A 15,229-nucleotide genomic window follows, 5' to 3' on the forward strand; every position below is an offset into this window, starting at 1 on the left:
CGTCAGCTTCCCGGTGTCGGCGCCCCGCGGGAAGGGCCCGAAGTCCTCTGCCCGTGGGTCGTTGGTATCCGGTCGTTGGTATTCGGTCGTTGGTATTCAGAAGCCGCCGCAATAGGCTGGCGTTCATGGCAGCTGAGAAGCGCGAACCCAATGTCGTTGTCCTCGGTGGCGGTTCCTGGGGCACCACGGTCGCCTCGATCTGCGCACGCCGCGGACCCACGCTGCAGTGGGTGCGGTCGGAGGAAACGGCCAAGGACATCAACGAGAATCACCGCAACAGCCGCTACCTGGGCAACGAGGTAGCGCTGAGCAGCTCGCTGCGCGCCACTACCGACTTCGCCGAAGCCGCCAATTGCGCGGACGTTCTGGTCATGGGCGTGCCGTCGCACGGCTTCCGCGGAGTGCTGACCGAGCTGGCCAAGGAACTGCGGCCGTGGGTGCCGGTGGTCTCCCTGGTGAAGGGTCTCGAACAAGGCACCAACATGCGGATGTCCCAGATCATCGAGGAGATCCTGCCCGGGCATCCGGCCGGAATTCTGGCCGGACCGAACATCGCGCGTGAGGTCGCCGAGGGGTACGCGGCGGCCGCGGTGCTGGCCATGCCGGACCAGCACCTGGCCACCCGGCTGTCGCACATGTTCCGCACCCGGCGTTTCCGCGTCTACACCACCGACGACGTGATCGGCGTGGAGATGGCCGGAGCGCTCAAGAACGTCTTCGCCATCGCCGTCGGGATGGGCTATTCGCTGGGCATCGGCGAGAACACCCGGGCGCTGGTGATCGCCCGGGCGCTGCGCGAGATGACCAAGCTCGGGGTGGCGATGGGCGGCAACGCCGAGACCTTCCCCGGCCTGGCCGGTCTCGGCGACCTGATCGTCACGTGCACCAGCCAGCGCAGCCGCAACCGCCACGTCGGCGAACAGCTGGGCGCCGGCAAGCCCATCGACGAGATCATCGCCTCGATGAACCAGGTGGCCGAGGGCGTCAAGGCCGCCAGTGTGATCATGGAATTCGCCGAGGAGTTCGGTTTGAACATGCCTATCGCACGCGAGGTCGACGCCGTGATCAACCACGGCTCGACCGTCGAGCAGGCTTACAGTGGCCTGGCCGCCGAGGAACCCGGACACGAGGTGCACGGCTCCGGGTTCTGACCCCAGGCTCCATCAGGCGCTGATCAGGTGCGGCGCATAGAAAATTTGCGTTCGCTATGCACCCAGCGCGTCCGGTTGCCGGTGCCGGCCGCCCCCCATACCGTCTTTCAAAGGTCGTCATGCGGGCCGCCCGAAACACCGGCGTTTCGGGTCAGTCCGTATTCGCTTGTGCGTCAGAGCGTTACGGCTGACCCGGGGCGGATGTCGCATTGTCCCCCGCTACATCTGACGAGGGAGCATCCGTTGATCGACGAAATCGGAGGCCCTTCGCGAACAGGTCGGCTGCGGGCCGTCATGCAACAGGACCTGCCGGCGTCACTGGTTGTTTTCCTGGTGGCACTGCCCTTGTCGCTGGGCATCGCGATCGCCTCCGACGCGCCCGTACTCGCCGGTCTGATCGCCGCGATCGTCGGCGGTATCGTCGGCGGCGCCCTGGGTGGGTCGCCATTGCAGGTGAGCGGTCCGGCCGCCGGCCTCACGGTGATCGTCGCCGATCTGATAGCCGAATTCGGCTGGGGTATAACGTGCTTCATCACCGCTGTCGCGGGCCTCATGCAGGTGCTGTTGGGGCTCAGCCGCGTTGCCCGTGCGGCGCTTGCGATTTCGCCGGTGGTGGTGCATGCGATGTTGGCCGGCATCGGGATCACCATCGCGCTGCAGCAGACGCACGTGCTGTTGGGTGGGGAGTCGCACAGCTCGGCCTGGGTCAACGTGGTGGAACTGCCTGCCCAGATCCTCGGCGCTCACCGGCCCGGACTCTTCCTCGGCCTGCTGGTGATCGCGATCATGGTCGCGTGGCGGTGGGCCCCGGCGAAGCTGGCCGCAGTTCCCGGCCCACTGGTCGCCATCGTGGTCGTGACGGTGATCTCGGTGGTGTTTCCGTTCACCGTCTCACGTATCACGCTGGAAGGCTCCGTGATCGACGCGCTGCAGTTGCCCTCGATACCGCACGGCAACTGGGGGGCCGTTGTGGTCGGCATCATCACCGTCACGCTGATCACGAGCGTGCAGAGCCTGTTGACGGCGGTCGCCACCGACCGGATGCACACCGGACCGCGCACCAACCTCGACCGCGAGCTGATCGGGCAGGGCGCCTCCAACATCGTCTCGGGCGCCATCGGCGGTCTGCCGATCGCCGGAGTCATCGTGCGCAGCTCCGCAAATATCAAGGCGGGGGCCAAATCCAGCGCCTCGACGATCCTGCACGGGTTCTGGATCCTGCTGTTCGCGCTGCCCTTCGCGGGCCTGATCGAACAGATACCCAGCGCCGCGCTGGCGGGGCTGCTGATTGTGATCGGAATTCAGCTGTTACAGCCGGCGCACATCGAAACCGCGGTCAAGACCGGCGATTTCGCGATCTATCTGGTGACCATCGTCGCCGTCGTCTTCCTCAACCTCCTGCACGGCGTCCTGATCGGGCTGGCTCTGGCCATCGCGATGACCGGATGGCGGGTGATCCGGGCCAAGGTGGTTGCCGTTGCCGACGGCGATCAGTGGCGCGTCACCATCGAGGGCGCCTGCACCTTCCTCAGCCTGCCGCGGCTGACCCGCGTGCTGGCCTCGATACCTCGCGGCAGCACCGTCACCCTGCACATCGCGGTCACCTACCTCGATCATGCTGCGCATCAAGCGATTACCGACTGGCAGCAGCAGCACCTGGCCAACGGCGGCCAGGTGCACATCGACGGCGTGCTGGAGCGGGGACACTCTGCGGGAACGCAGGTCGCATCGGTGGTGGGAGCGACCGCGCCCGAACCCGTAGTCTGAGTTCCGCGCCTACCCCTCGGCGCAGGGGTCCGGCGTACTGGCCGTCTTGAGGATGTTCACACCGCCACGCTTCTGAAGCGGGCTGAAGAGCCGGAACACCTCGACGACGATCATCCTCCTGGTCGGTGCGTCACCCCACCTCCAATAGACATAACCGACGCTGTCGTTGGTGTCCTCCAGGCACCAGCGCAGTCCTTGAAGATCACGACCGATGGGCAACTGGCCGCGGAGCGCTGCCACTTCCCGGTCGAACGGCAATGCCAGCTCCCAGAACTCGCTCGCGTCCCATTCGTTCGTCCGCGAGGAATCGATCAGCTTCGAGCCTGCCGGCAAAGCGAGATCGACGAGTTGTGACCGTGCCGTACCGCCGGGTGTCAAAGCCGCCCGTTCGCGGTGGGTGGCTATCACGCCGGCGGCCACGGCCGCGACGACGAAAAGACCCACGGCGGCAACTGCCCGGATCCAGGTTCGGAGCCTCCTGCGGGCCCGGCCGTCGGGTGCTGGCAACGGCGTCGTCATACCCCTCTTTTCATGGGTGGCCAGCGTACCGGCAACGACGCCAAAGGACTTTCGGTTCTAGTCCGGACCGGAAAGTGCGGGGACGATTGCCCACATCGCGGATGAAGGGAACGCCATGAGGTCAGAATTCTTAGCCCGCCGCCTCGCCGCTACGGCCGGGGCAGCCGCACTCATCGCCATGGGTGTCGTAGGGACATCTGCCGCCTGCGGCAACTCCGGCGCGAATGCTCCCCAGCAACCACCAGCGGCCACGCCCAGCCTCACGAGCATCTACTCCTCGATCACGTCGTGGCTCACCTCACTCAGCACTGCTTTGAGCGTGCCCAACAGAACAACCGCGGTCACCTCCGTTCGCGGCTGAACCGGACACGCAGCGGGAATGCAGATGATGCCGCCAGAACCAGGGTGGTACCCGGATCCGACCGGGGCGGCAGGGTCCCGATATTGGGACGGCCATGATTGGGGGGCCTTCGTGCCGCCGGGCGGCATCGACACGCGCAGTGTGGCCGATAAACGCACGCGTGCATGGACCGCCAAGGCATCGCCCGTCAGCATCGCGCAGGGGATCTCGCTGGTCCTGTTCGCGCTGATATTCGGATATTTCCATGCCGATGCGTTACCCGATGTGCCTACGCGCCGGGCACACGCCCCCGCATTGGTGGACACCTTGTGGCGCACTTACTTTCTGACCGTTCTGGCGCTCTGTGTGGCGGCGTTGATCCTGGGAGTCCTTGCCCTGGTCAGACCGGAGTCTCACCCGCTGTACAGCGTCAGCACGGGGGTCTCGACGGTCGTGGTGGGATTGGCCGGGTGCCTCCTCGGCCTCTTGTCCGTGGGCAACGGCGACGACATGGGCACCCCGATTGCCTATCTGTTCTCTGGCTTTTCGCTCGCCTGCTGCGGTGCGGTGATCACCGCCCTGTCCGTCGCTGTGCTTGCCAGAAGGCGCCGCGCACAGCGTGAAGCCGTCATCGGCTACTGACCGGCCGCGTCCGAACTTCGTTCCGATGCAGGGCTTTTCGCAACGGCCACCGCACGGTTGGCCGTCAGACGCCAACCCCGGCGCGGGCCTTAAGACTCTTCACACCAGGTCGAAAGGCCCTTTCCGAGCGCCACCCCGACGCGGCAACGTAGCCTTCCGCGGATGCTCAAGGACCGCATCTAACAGGACCGAGGGAAATGACCATGGTTCGCGCATTATCGACCGCGGTGATCGTAACGGCTTTTTTCGCGTTCAGTTGCGCTGTGGCAGTGGGCATGCCGGCGCAGAGCAGGTCGACGATCACCTTGCCGCAGGACCCTCCGCCGTCGATGATCGCCGGTACCTCATGGCGTTTCGTCGAGATCATGGGCGCGGCAACCCCCACGGCCGTCCAGCCGACGTTGGCGTTTTCCGCCGATGGCGTGGCGACCGGCGACACGGGCTGCAATCAGTTCTCCGGGCGCTTCGTTTCGAGCGGGACAGATCTGAGTTTTTCCGATCTCTCGTACACGAAAATGATGTGTGGTCCTGACGTCATGGCGGTGGAAATGGCTGTCCAGCAGACCCTTGAGCGTTCCAGCCGAATGGCCAGTCCCCCGGGCGGGCTTGAGTTGTTCGCGTCCGACGGGACTTTGCTCGCACGCCTGACAGCGGCGACGTGATTTGCCGGGCCGCGGCGGCACCGTTGCCGTTATTAGACCGCTGTTTGCTGTTCGCTCGTATGGTGCAACTACGTAACACCTGTCAGGAGCCGAGGGGGTAACCAACATGACGGTGATTGCCAGTGCCTTGAGTCGGCGCAGGGAGTGTCCCCGCAAACCTGGGGTCGGCGTACTCGCGGTGATCGGAGCCCTCGTCCTGACCGTGGCCCTGTCGGGATGCCGGGGTCCCTCCGGAGGTCAGGCATCGACGTCGAGTTCGACCTCGGCAGCCCCGACGAGCGGGCAGGGCACGTACCGGGTCGCCGCGACCATCCGCGTCGGCAAGGGGCCCGGAGGCGTGGCGGTGGACTCAGGCACCCACACCGTCTACGTCGGCAACTTGGACCCCGACAGCGGTGACGGCACGCTTTCGGTGATCGATGGGTCGACGCGTACGGTGACCGCCACTGTGCCACTGGGCAAGCGCTCGGGACCGGTGGCGGTGGATCCCGGCACCCACACCGTCTACGTGGTCAACGCCACGGACAGCACCGTGTCGGTCATCGACGGCGCGTCCAACAAGATCACCGCCACGGTGCCCGTCGCCCCCGGCTCGAAGTCGGTCGCACTCGATCCGGGCACTCACACCGTCTACGTCGGCGCCTCCGATCCCAACGACGGGCACGGCTCGGTGGCAGTGATCGATGGGTCCAGCCACGCCGTCACCTCGACCGTGCCCGTCGGCAAATTCCTGGGCGAGGTGGCGGTCGATCCCGGCAACCACATCGTCTACGTCACCAACTCGGGCGACGACACCATGTCGATGATCGACGGGTCGACGCATGCCGTGACCGCCACGATGCCGCTCGGCCAGTGGCCCGAAGCCGTTGCAGTCGACCCCGACACCCACGTCGTCTACGTCGCCACCCGGGACCCCGAAATCGCCCCGAACGACACCCAGCCCCCGTCGCGCAGTGGCAGGGTGTCGGTGGTCGACGCATCGACTCGCGCGGTGACCGCGACCGTTCCCATCGGCAAGTCACCGGACGGGCTGGCGGTCGATCCGGGCACCCACACCGTCTACGTCACCAAATACGCGAACGACACCCTCGCGGTGATCGACGGGTCTACGCGCGGGGTCACCGTCACCGCGCCCCTCGTCGGGGCGTCGCTGGGGCACGGCGTCGCCGTGGATCCGGCGACCCACACCGTCTACGTCACAAGCTTCAACGACGGCACGGTGACCGTGATTGAGCGCTGAGTGCTGACCAATCCGCCTGGGAACGCTGGCAATTCGCCGGGCACCGATTCAGGCACGACAGCTGTGAACCGGTGCGGCAGAAGCTCACATGTTCACCGGCACGTCGTAGACATTGAGCCGGGATCCATCCTTCATGCTCGTTTCCCACACGACCACATGGCCGAGACCACGTTGCTGCGCCGGGTAAGCGGACGTGAAGGTGAAGGCGTACCAGTTGCTCCACTCCTGCTGCGTCGCAGTCGTGAAACCGTGATCCAGTTCTGCACCTTCGGCGGCGTCGACCGAGTAGGAGAGCGTTCCCTCGAAGACGTTGGCGGCTCCGGATACCTTCAGCGGTGAGGTCACTGATTGCCCGGGAACCGGAGACTCAACGAGGATCTTCGGCGTCAACGTCTCGAGGTCGCCGCGTTTGAGATCCACCCCGCCTTCCACCGGTTTGCCCTCGAGGGTGATGGTCACCTGCCGTACGTCCTGGAATTGGGTTAGTGTGAACACGATTTCGGCGACGCGGGGTTGGATCCGCTGCGCGGCCTGCCCCGACTGGAAGTCGTTGGAAAGGTCAACAGTAGCGGTGCCGTCGATGACCTTGAGGCCGAGCAGTCTGGATGCGGACGGGATATCGGTGGACATACCGATGCTTCGTTCGAAGTCACTGGGTCCAGACAAAAGGGCCTGCACCGCTTGATCTTTCGCGCTCGGATCGGCCACCTGACGACCGGCGGTCGCAACTTTGTCCGCCCGGACGAAGTAGACCCGGACCGTACCTGCGGCCGGCGTCACGGTCGAAGCTGCCGGCGGCTTCGGTGACGTCGCCGCCGGCTGTCGGGGCTGGCCGCACGCGGTTCCCACCAGCAACAAGCTCACGGCCGAAAGAAGCCACGTCGTCAGCCTCATAGCGAGGAGCGTGGCATCGAACATCACGGTGACAACAGGGGCGAATGGCCTCATTTCAGTCACCGGACGCCGTCCGTTATGCCCTATCGCCATTGTCCGCCGGCGTTTTAGTCTGACAACGCCCGCGGCACCATTCGTAAGGAGCCTCAGATGCGGTTTTGCAGGCCGGCGAACTGCTTGGGAGCGTGGCTGATGTTCGCAGTGGCAGCGCTGGGAGCATCGGCCATGCCGACCGTCGCGCGGGCCGACCCACCCGGTCGACTCATCTACGAGATGGTCGTGTGGGCGCCCGATACCAGGAGTCAGGGCTGGCGTGGCCTGCTCTACGACACCGAGGGCAATCCGGTTCAAGCTGAGCCCGGGCAGAAGGTGACCACGCCACTCGGCGACTTCGTCAGTGTTGCATGCGAGATGCTGTGGGACGTCTGCGGAATGATCCGCGTCGACATGGCGGAATGGATGAAGACCCATTCGACCAACACGCCCTCGATCGGCGTGTCGAACGACTGGGACTACCGCATGTATGTAAGCGGTGAAACCTCTCCCGCGCCGCAATGGAAGAGCACCCTCGTGCACGCCGGCTCCGAAGTTCCGCCGGACACCACACCGGTCGACACGCCGATGGGTCCGTTCCGCACTGGTGGCCCCAACGCGGTCGGCTGGGCGCGCGCCGGCTGGTTCCCGGTGGGCTGGCAGCCGCCGCCTCCGCAATAGTGCGCCCGGTCATCGGCTGGCCGTCCACCATTCGTAGAGGTTGGCGAGATCGGGTCCGCTGGATAACAGGGGGCGCCACCTCATCGACAGTCGCCCCGGCATCAGCCGCGGGCCATCTGCTCCAGCCGGCGAATGCGATCCTCGATCGGCGGGTGCGTCGAGAACATTGACCCGATGCGCTCGCCGGCGCGGAACGGGTTGGCGATCATCAGGTGGGCCTGGCTGGCCAGCTGCGGCTCGGGGGGCAACGGTGCCATCTGCACGCCGCCGGAAATCTTGCGCAACGCGGACGCCAACGCGAGCGGGTCACCGGTCAGCATCGCGCCGGACTCGTCGGCCTGATATTCCCGGGAGCGAGACACCGCGAGTCGCACGACCGTGGCGGCGATCGGGCCAAGTAGCGAAACCAGCAGCAAAGCAAAGGGATTGGCGCCACCCTCGCGGTTGCCACCGAATGCGCCGAACCACATGGCCATGTTGGCCAGGGCGGTGACCACCGATGCGAGCGCACCGGCCACACAGGAGATCAGGATGTCGCGGTTGTAAACATGCGACAGCTCATGACCCAGCACGGCGCGCAGCTCGCGCTCGCTGAGGATCTGCAGGATCCCGGTGGTGCAACACACCGCGGCATTGCGCGGGTTGCGACCGGTGGCGAATGCGTTGGGCGCGTTGGTGTCGCTGATGTAAAGCCGGGGCATGGGCTGGTGGGCGGCGGTGGCCAGCTCCCGCACGATCCGGTACATGGCGGGGTACTGCAACTCCGACACCGGTACCGCGTGCATGGCCCGCAGCGCCAGCTTGTCGCTGTTGTAGTAGGTGTAGACGTTGATCCCGACCGCGAACAGGGTCGCGAAAATCAGGGCGGTTCTGCCGAACAGCGCGCCGACGAACACGATCATCGCGGACATACCGACCAACAGCAGGAATGTCTTCAGCCTGTTGGCATGCGGATGCCAGGTCATGGGTGTGTCCTCCTACGACTTGATTACAGCCGATCAACGGTCGAGAGGACGCTTCGGGTTCCGATCGGTGCGGACAGGTTCAGCCGTGCCGGCTGACGGTGTAGTCGACCAGCGCCTGTAACGCGTCGCGGCCGGGACACTGCGGCAGCAGACCGAGCTCGTGATGTGCCCGGTCCGCATAGCCCGCGAGCGTCTGCTTGGCCTGGGCCATGCCCGGCGACATGCGCAGCAGGGCAAGCGCCTCGGACACCTCGCCGTCGTCGTGGATGGGTCCGGCCAGCAGCTCGCGCAGCCGCGCGCCGTCGTCGTCGGTGCCTTGCAGGGCGTACAGCATCGGCAGCGTGCGGACACCTTCGCGCAGGTCGGTGCCCGGCACCTTGCCCGACTCGTCGGACTCGCTGTCGATGTCGATGATGTCGTCGGCGATCTGGAACGCGGTGCCGACGATGCCGCCCAGCCGGCTCAGCCGTTCGATCTGATCGTCGTCGGCACCCGAGAACATGCCGCCGAACCGGCCGGCGGCACCGATCAGGCTGCCCGTTTTCTCGTGGACCACCCTCAGGTACTGCTCGATGCGGTCCACCCCGTCGGGCGTTCCTCGGGTCTCACGCATCTGCCCGGTCACCAGCTCGGCGAACGTGTCGGCGACGATCCGCACTGCTTCCGGCCCCAGCCGGGACACCAGGCGCGACGCCGTCGCCAACAGGTAGTCCCCGGCCAGGATGGCGACGTTGTTGCCCCAGCGCGCGTTGGCACTGGGCGCCCCGCGGCGAACTTCGGCCTCGTCCATCACGTCGTCGTGATACAGCGTCGCGAGGTGGATGAGCTCCACCACGGCGCCGGCCACGGTCACGTCCGCGTTGTCCGGATCCGGCCCGGTTTGGGCGGCCAACACCGTGAACAGCGGACGGAAGCGCTTGCCGCCGGCCTGGAACAGATGCAGCAGGGACTCGGTCATCACCTCGTCGGACCCCCGCAGCTCGGCATCCATGAGCTGCTCGACCCGGGCGACACCGTCACGCACAGTCGCGGCGAACCCGGCGTCACCGAAGTCCACGCCCGCCACCACCGTCGCCGGAGTTCTCATTCGACCAACATACTGGTGGGCGTGGAGAACAAAGTCCCCAGAGCCCTGCGCGCGCAGGTGGTGGTGGTCGGTGCCGGACCGGCCGGGTCGGCGGCGGCCGCCTGGGCCGCCCGGGCGGGCCGGGACGTCCTGGTCATCGATTCGGCAAGTTTCCCCCGCGACAAGGCGTGCGGCGACGGGCTGACACCCCGGGCCATTCTCGAACTCGAGCGGCTGGGGCTGGGCGAGTGGCTGTCCGGCCGTATCCGGCACCAGGGCCTGCGCATGAGCGGCTTCGGCGGCGAGGTGGAGGTGCAGTGGCCGGGCCCGTCGTTCCCGCCGCACAGCAGCGCGGTGGCGCGCCTGGAGCTCGACGACCGGATCCGCAAGGTTGCCGAAGAGTCCGGGGCGCGCATGTTATTGGGCACCAAAGTGGTTGAGGTGCATCATGATTCGTCACGACGGGTGACTTCGGTGACGTTGGCGGACCGTACCGAGGTGACGTGTGACCAGCTGATCGTCGCCGACGGCGCGCGGTCGTCGCTGGGCCGCAAGCTGGGCCGCCGCTGGCATCAGGAGACGGTGTACGGGGTGGCTGCCCGCGGCTACCTGACGACGCCGCGCAGTGACGACCCCTGGCTGACGTCGCATCTGGAACTGCGCTCGCCCGACGGCGCCGTGCTGCCGGGCTATGGCTGGATCTTCCCGCTGGGCAACGGCGAAGTGAATATCGGCGTGGGAGCGTTGTCGACCACCAGGCGGTCGGCCGATCTGGCGTTGCGACCGCTGATCTCCTACTACACCGACCTGCGGCGCGACGAGTGGGGATTCGACGGACCGCCGCGGGCGGTGGCCTCGGCACTGCTGCCGATGGGCGGCGCGGTGTCAGGCGTCGCCGGGCCGAACTGGATGCTGATCGGCGACGCCGCGGCGTGCGTCAACCCGCTGAACGGCGAGGGCATCGACTACGGCTTGGAGACGGGCCGGCTGGCCGCCGAAATGCTGGAGTTGCCCGACTTTTCCCAGTTGTGGCCGGCATTGCTCACCGACCACTACGCCCGCGGTTTTTCGGTCGCGCGCCGGCTGGCGCTGCTGCTGACCTTCCAGCGATTCCTGCCGGCGACCGGGCCGATCGCGATGCGGTCCACCACGTTGATGCGGATCGCCGTGCGGGTGATGGCCAATCTGGTCACCGATGAGGACGCCGACTGGGTGGCGCGGGTGTGGCGCGGCGGCGGGCGGGCTTCGCGCCTGATCGACCGGCGCCCGCCGTTCACCTGAGGTCACCCAAGGGTGCCGAGCAGACACAAAATCGCACGATTTGGCGCCGCACAGTGCGATTTCGCGTCCGCTCGCGCCACGGTGGTAACCCCTGTACATGTATCAACCTAGTTGACATGTATCAGGTAGGTTGATATATTGACCACATGACTTCACCAGTGGATTTTCATTTCGAAGAGGCTTACCGCGGCGAATCGGAGCAGCTCGGCGAGGGCGTCCGGCCGCCGTGGAGCATCGGAGAGCCCCAGCCCGAGCTGGCCGCGCTCATCGAGCAGGGCAAGTTCCGCGGCGACGTTCTGGACGCCGGTTGCGGAGAGGGCGCAATCTCGCTGGCGTTGGCCGAACGGGGTCACAGCACCGTCGGCCTGGACGCCTCCCCCACCGCCATCAAGCTGGCCCAGGCCGAGGCGCAGCGGCGTGGCCTGACCAACGCGAGCTTCGCGGTCGCCGACATCAGCGATTTCGGCAGCTACCCCGGCGGGTTGGCCGGCCGGTTCGACACGATCGTCGACTCCACCCTTTTCCACTCGATGCCCGTCGAGCTGCGTGAGGGCTATCAGCAGTCCATCGTGCGCGCCGCTGCTCCCGGGGCGTCCTACTTCGTGCTCGTCTTCGACAAGGCCGCGCTGTCTCAGGGCCCGGTGAATGCCGTGACCGAGGACGAACTGCGCGAGGTCGTCTCCAAGTACTGGGTGATCGACGAGATCCGGCCGGCGCGCATTCACGCCCAGGTTCCGGCGGACGCCCCGGAGATGCCCGGCTTCGTGGCCCGCGACGAACCCGACGGCCGCAAGTCGGTCGGCGCCTGGCTGCTGTCGGCCCATCTCGGCTGATCGCCCAGGTGTATAGTCCGTCTAATGAAGGCATTTAGGCTGGGTGCTTTCGCGGCCATGGCGGTCGCCGCTATCGGAGTGGCGGCACCCGCCCAGGCCGACGATTACGACGCCCCGTTCAACTCGCAACTGCACACCTACGGCATCTACGGCCCGCAGGACTACAACGCCTGGCTGGGCAAGATCAGCTGCCAGCGCATCGAGCGGGGCGTGGACGGGGATCCGTACAAGTCGGCCACCTTCCTGCAGCGCAATCTGCCGCGAGGCACCACCCAGGGGCAGGCGTTTCAGTTCCTCGGCGCGGCGCTCGACCACTACTGCCCCGAGCAGGTCGGCTTCTTGCAGCGGGCCGGCACTTAGGGCGCAGGCTCGGCGGGCTCTCAGAGCGGCTTGTACGCCGCGTGCAACGCCACGATCCCGCCGCTCAGATTGCGCCACCGCACCGCGGACCATCCCGCTCCCGCGATCTCCTGCGCCAGCGCCTCCTGGTCGGGCCAGGCCCTGATCGACTCGGCCAGGTAGACGTAGGCGTCGGGGTTACTGGACACCGCGCGCGCCACCCGCGGCAGCGCCTGCATCAGGTACTCCTTGTACGCGGTGGCGAACAACGGGCTTGTGGGAGTGGAGAATTCGCACACCACCAGCCGGCCACCGGGCCGCGTGACCCGAGCCATTTCGCGCAGCCCCGCGGCGAAGTCGGCCACGTTGCGCAATCCGAAGCTGATGGTGACCGCGTCGAACACCTCGTCGGCGAACGGCAACCGGGTCGCGTCGCCGGCAACCTTGGGTACGTCACGGGAGCTGCCCGCGGACAGCATGCCGACCGAGAAGTCGGCCGCCACACACCAGGCCCCGGACTTGGCCAATTCGACGGTCGACACCGCGGTGCCCGCGGCCAGATCCAGCACCTTCTGTCCGGGCCCGATTTTCAGCGCCGACCGGGTGGCGCGCCGCCAGAACCGGTCCTGGCCCAGCGACAGCACGGTATTGGTGATGTCGTATCGGCGGGCGACCCCGTCGAACATCGACGCGACGTCCCGGGGATCCTTGTCAAGGTCGGCGCGGCTCACCCCTGAGACGCTACCCGGCCGCCGGATACGGGAATTCGTCGCCGGTCGATGCGTTGCAAGACTGCGTGAGCGAAAAAGTTTGGTTTATCACCGGGACATCGCGCGGCTTTGGACGCCAATGGGCAACGGCCGCATTGAAACGTGGCGACAAGGTGGCCGCCACGGCGCGTGACACCGCGTCGCTCGACGACCTCGTCGGCGAATACGGTGACGCGCTGTTGCCGATCCAGTTGGACGTGACCGACCGGGACGCGGACTTCGCTGCTGTCCAGCAGGCCCACGACCACTTCGGGCGGCTGGACATCGTGGTCAATAACGCCGGCTACGGACAGTTCGGATTCATCGAGGAAGTCTCGGAGCAGGACGCCCGCGACCAGATCGAAACGAACGTGTTCGGCGCGCTGTGGATCACGCAGGCCGCATTGCCCTACCTCCGGGCGCAGCGCAGCGGGCACATCATTCAGGTGTCGTCGATCGGTGGCATCACGGCGTTCCCCGACGTCGGGATCTACCACGCCTCCAAGTGGGCACTAGAGGGTTTTTCGCAGGCACTGGCCCAGGAGGTCGCGCCGTTCGGCGTCCACGTCACGCTGATCGAGCCCGGCGGGTTCGACACCGACTGGGCCGGATCGTCGTCGCGCCGCGCCGAGCGGCTGCCGGACTACGCCGAAGTGCATGCCAAGCAGGACGAATGGCGCAAGCAGCGGTGGGCGGCCCCGGGCGACCCTTCGGCGTCGGCGGAGGCGCTGCTGAAAGTGGTGGATGCCGACGAGCCGCCGCTGCGGGTTTTCTTCGGCGCTTCCCCGCTGGCAACGGCCAGGGCCGACTACGAGAACCGGCTGCGCACCTGGGAAGAGTGGCAACCGGTGGCCGAGCTGGCTCAGGGCTAGGTCTTTTAGGCGTATCGCCGGGTGGCCCGGGCCCGTTCGGGACGGGCCATCACGGCCTCGTAGTGACCGAGTAGTTCGTCACAGATGACCGACCAGCTGCGGCCGAGCACACTGCGCCGAGCGGCCTGCGAGTAGCGCTGGCGCTCAGCCAGCAGGTGTTCGACGGCCCCGGGCAGCCGCGCCTCGAACTCGGCCACCGGCAGCAACAGACCGGTGCGGCACGGCAACACCAGGTCGCGCGGGCCGCCGGCGTCGGGGGCGATAACCGGCAACCCCGACGCCAGCGCTTCCTGCACGACCTGACAGAAGGTCTCGTGTTCGCCGGGATGCACGAAGACGTCCATGCTGGCGTATGCCGCGGCGAGCTCGTCACCGTACAGCGCGCCCGTGAATATCGCTGTGGGCATTGCCTTTTGCAGTTTCGGAAGGTCGACTCCATCGCCCACGACGACCAACCGAACGGTGCCGGCGCCCGCGAGCGCGGCGAGCCGTTCGACGTGCTTCTCCGGTGCGAGTCGGCCGACGAACCCGACGACCGGCCGGCCGTCGGGAGACCACCGCCGGCGCAGCGCCTCGTCGCGCGCAGACGGCGCGAACCGGATCAGGTCCACGCCGCGCGCCCAGCGGTGAACACGCGGGAAACCCTGAGCGGCAAGGGCTTCCATGGTCGGCGTGGACGGTGCCAGAGTGCGGTCGGCGCGACTGTGCAGGCGCCGGAACCATGCCCAGGCTGCCCGGGTCGTCATCGGGATGCCGTAGCTGGCCGCGAAGCCCGGTACGTCGGTCTGGTAGACGGCCACGGTGGGGACGCCGAGCCGGCGCGCGGCCAGCAACCCGCCGTAACCGAGCAGCGCCGGCGAGGCCAGGTGCACCACGTCGGGGTCGAATCCGCGCAGGACCCGCAGGATTCGCGGGGTGGGCACGCCCAGCGGGAGCGTGGTCACCTTGGGAAACATCCGCGACGGCGTGCGGTGGATGCGGACACCGTCGTGCACGCGGTCGGCACGGGCCTCACCGGGCGGGTTGTCCGGGGCGATGACGAGGGCCTCGTGACCGTTGCGGCGCAGATGCTCGAGAACCCGCACCACCGAGTTACTCACACCGTTGACCTGCGGCAGGAACGATTCGGCGACGATTGCAACGCGCACGCCACCACAGTGGCAGCAGCGGCTGTCGATCAGGTTGCCGCCGGGAG

General features: G+C 67.0%; 16 protein-coding genes and 1 pseudogene. 11 read left to right on the plus strand and 6 right to left on the minus strand.

Features of this window, described 5'->3' with window-relative positions:
- Positions 1 to 125 precede the first annotated feature (125 nt).
- Together ACNQS7_RS15290 and ACNQS7_RS15295 are read left to right on the plus strand one after the other, a co-directional pair.
- The gene (locus tag ACNQS7_RS15290) at positions 126 to 1,151 is read left to right on the plus strand and encodes an NAD(P)H-dependent glycerol-3-phosphate dehydrogenase (RefSeq protein ID WP_310781657.1); all 1,026 of its coding nucleotides are present in this window, start codon (positions 126 to 128) and stop codon (positions 1,149 to 1,151) included.
- Positions 1,152 to 1,445: 294 nt separating this feature from the next.
- On the plus strand, positions 1,446 to 2,918 hold the full coding sequence (locus tag ACNQS7_RS15295; protein ID WP_418016003.1) for a SulP family inorganic anion transporter: 1,473 nt from the start codon (positions 1,446 to 1,448) through the stop codon (positions 2,916 to 2,918).
- A gap of 9 nt (positions 2,919 to 2,927) precedes the next feature.
- Here ACNQS7_RS15295 and ACNQS7_RS15300 read toward each other — a convergent pair whose 3' ends face one another.
- On the minus strand, positions 2,928 to 3,437 hold the full coding sequence (locus ACNQS7_RS15300) for a hypothetical protein (protein ID WP_418013179.1): 510 nt from the start codon (positions 3,435 to 3,437) through the stop codon (positions 2,928 to 2,930).
- A 388-nt stretch (positions 3,438 to 3,825) separates the two neighbouring features.
- Between ACNQS7_RS15300 and ACNQS7_RS15305 the strand changes: the two are divergent.
- The 4 genes and pseudogenes from ACNQS7_RS15305 to ACNQS7_RS15320 all read left to right on the plus strand — a co-directional run.
- A pseudogene (locus ACNQS7_RS15305) lies at positions 3,826 to 3,903 on the plus strand (DUF2510 domain-containing protein); the annotation flags it as partial.
- A gap of 6 nt (positions 3,904 to 3,909) precedes the next feature.
- Positions 3,910 to 4,419: a hypothetical protein gene (locus ACNQS7_RS15310; protein ID WP_418016262.1), complete on the plus strand. Its 510-nt coding sequence runs from the start codon at positions 3,910 to 3,912 to the stop codon at positions 4,417 to 4,419.
- Positions 4,420 to 4,616: 197 nt separating this feature from the next.
- Positions 4,617 to 5,081: an META domain-containing protein gene (locus ACNQS7_RS15315; protein ID WP_418013180.1), complete on the plus strand. Its 465-nt coding sequence runs from the start codon at positions 4,617 to 4,619 to the stop codon at positions 5,079 to 5,081.
- A 106-nt stretch (positions 5,082 to 5,187) separates the two neighbouring features.
- Entirely contained in the window at positions 5,188 to 6,321 is a 1,134-nt protein-coding gene (locus ACNQS7_RS15320; RefSeq protein WP_418013181.1) for a YncE family protein, read from the plus strand.
- 84 nt (positions 6,322 to 6,405) lie between these two features.
- Here ACNQS7_RS15320 and ACNQS7_RS15325 read toward each other — a convergent pair whose 3' ends face one another.
- On the minus strand, positions 6,406 to 7,269 hold the full coding sequence (locus ACNQS7_RS15325; protein WP_418016004.1) for a Gmad2 immunoglobulin-like domain-containing protein: 864 nt from the start codon (positions 7,267 to 7,269) through the stop codon (positions 6,406 to 6,408).
- Positions 7,270 to 7,407: 138 nt separating this feature from the next.
- Here ACNQS7_RS15325 and ACNQS7_RS15330 point away from each other — a divergent pair, with 138 nt between their 5' ends.
- On the plus strand, positions 7,408 to 7,929 hold the full coding sequence (locus tag ACNQS7_RS15330) for a hypothetical protein (RefSeq protein WP_418013182.1): 522 nt from the start codon (positions 7,408 to 7,410) through the stop codon (positions 7,927 to 7,929).
- A gap of 101 nt (positions 7,930 to 8,030) precedes the next feature.
- On the opposite strand, the gene htpX is transcribed toward ACNQS7_RS15330, so the two are convergent.
- Entirely contained in the window at positions 8,031 to 8,894 is an 864-nt protein-coding gene (gene htpX / locus ACNQS7_RS15335; protein WP_418013183.1) for a zinc metalloprotease HtpX, read from the minus strand.
- A 79-nt stretch (positions 8,895 to 8,973) separates the two neighbouring features.
- Complete coding sequence (gene grcC1, locus ACNQS7_RS15340; protein ID WP_418013184.1) at positions 8,974 to 9,981, minus strand: nonaprenyl/(2E,6E)-farnesyl/geranylgeranyl diphosphat synthase; 1,008 nt, start codon at positions 9,979 to 9,981, stop codon at positions 8,974 to 8,976.
- A gap of 21 nt (positions 9,982 to 10,002) precedes the next feature.
- On the opposite strand from grcC1, the gene menJ reads away from it, so the two are divergent.
- The 3 genes from menJ (at position 10,003) to ACNQS7_RS15355 (ending at position 12,434) form a co-directional block, all read left to right on the plus strand.
- Positions 10,003 to 11,241 carry a menaquinone reductase gene (gene menJ, locus ACNQS7_RS15345; protein WP_418013185.1) on the plus strand — a complete coding sequence of 413 codons (1,239 nt, stop codon included), beginning with the start codon at positions 10,003 to 10,005 and terminating at the stop codon, positions 11,239 to 11,241.
- Between the two features lie 146 nt (positions 11,242 to 11,387).
- Complete coding sequence (locus ACNQS7_RS15350) at positions 11,388 to 12,074, plus strand: class I SAM-dependent methyltransferase (RefSeq protein ID WP_418013186.1); 687 nt, start codon at positions 11,388 to 11,390, stop codon at positions 12,072 to 12,074.
- 24 nt (positions 12,075 to 12,098) lie between these two features.
- On the plus strand, positions 12,099 to 12,434 hold the full coding sequence (locus ACNQS7_RS15355) for a DUF732 domain-containing protein (RefSeq protein ID WP_055578775.1): 336 nt from the start codon (positions 12,099 to 12,101) through the stop codon (positions 12,432 to 12,434).
- Positions 12,435 to 12,454: 20 nt separating this feature from the next.
- Here ACNQS7_RS15355 and ACNQS7_RS15360 read toward each other — a convergent pair whose 3' ends face one another.
- Complete coding sequence (locus ACNQS7_RS15360) at positions 12,455 to 13,144, minus strand: demethylmenaquinone methyltransferase (protein ID WP_310781639.1); 690 nt, start codon at positions 13,142 to 13,144, stop codon at positions 12,455 to 12,457.
- A 65-nt stretch (positions 13,145 to 13,209) separates the two neighbouring features.
- Between ACNQS7_RS15360 and ACNQS7_RS15365 the strand changes: the two genes are divergently transcribed.
- Positions 13,210 to 14,034 carry an SDR family oxidoreductase gene (locus tag ACNQS7_RS15365; protein WP_418013187.1) on the plus strand — a complete coding sequence of 275 codons (825 nt, stop codon included), beginning with the start codon at positions 13,210 to 13,212 and terminating at the stop codon, positions 14,032 to 14,034.
- A gap of 5 nt (positions 14,035 to 14,039) precedes the next feature.
- On the opposite strand, the gene ACNQS7_RS15370 is transcribed toward ACNQS7_RS15365, so the two are convergent.
- Complete coding sequence (locus tag ACNQS7_RS15370; RefSeq protein ID WP_418013188.1) at positions 14,040 to 15,182, minus strand: glycosyltransferase family 4 protein; 1,143 nt, start codon at positions 15,180 to 15,182, stop codon at positions 14,040 to 14,042.
- Positions 15,183 to 15,229 lie beyond the last annotated feature (47 nt).

The sequence above is a fragment of the Mycobacterium sp. 23 genome (assembly GCF_048287075.1).
Lineage (GTDB): Bacteria > Actinomycetota > Actinomycetes > Mycobacteriales > Mycobacteriaceae > Mycobacterium > Mycobacterium gordonae_B.

Excerpts from the sequence above, each read along its gene's own strand:
- ACNQS7_RS15290 (WP_310781657.1), top strand. The coding sequence starts at position 126 with ATGGCAGCTGAGAAGCGCGAACCCAATGTCGTTGTCCTCGGTGGCGGT.
- ACNQS7_RS15295 (WP_418016003.1), top strand. The coding sequence starts at position 1,446 with ATGCAACAGGACCTGCCGGCGTCACTGGTTGTTTTCCTGGTGGCACTG.
- ACNQS7_RS15300 (WP_418013179.1), bottom strand. The coding sequence starts at position 3,437 with ATGACGACGCCGTTGCCAGCACCCGACGGCCGGGCCCGCAGGAGGCTC.
- ACNQS7_RS15315 (WP_418013180.1), top strand. The coding sequence starts at position 4,617 with ATGACCATGGTTCGCGCATTATCGACCGCGGTGATCGTAACGGCTTTT.
- ACNQS7_RS15320 (WP_418013181.1), top strand. The coding sequence starts at position 5,188 with ATGACGGTGATTGCCAGTGCCTTGAGTCGGCGCAGGGAGTGTCCCCGC.
- ACNQS7_RS15325 (WP_418016004.1), bottom strand. The coding sequence starts at position 7,269 with ATGAGGCCATTCGCCCCTGTTGTCACCGTGATGTTCGATGCCACGCTC.
- ACNQS7_RS15330 (WP_418013182.1), top strand. The coding sequence starts at position 7,408 with ATGTTCGCAGTGGCAGCGCTGGGAGCATCGGCCATGCCGACCGTCGCG.
- htpX (WP_418013183.1), bottom strand. The coding sequence starts at position 8,894 with ATGACCTGGCATCCGCATGCCAACAGGCTGAAGACATTCCTGCTGTTG.
- grcC1 (WP_418013184.1), bottom strand. The coding sequence starts at position 9,981 with ATGAGAACTCCGGCGACGGTGGTGGCGGGCGTGGACTTCGGTGACGCC.
- ACNQS7_RS15350 (WP_418013186.1), top strand. The coding sequence starts at position 11,388 with ATGACTTCACCAGTGGATTTTCATTTCGAAGAGGCTTACCGCGGCGAA.
- ACNQS7_RS15355 (WP_055578775.1), top strand. The coding sequence starts at position 12,099 with ATGAAGGCATTTAGGCTGGGTGCTTTCGCGGCCATGGCGGTCGCCGCT.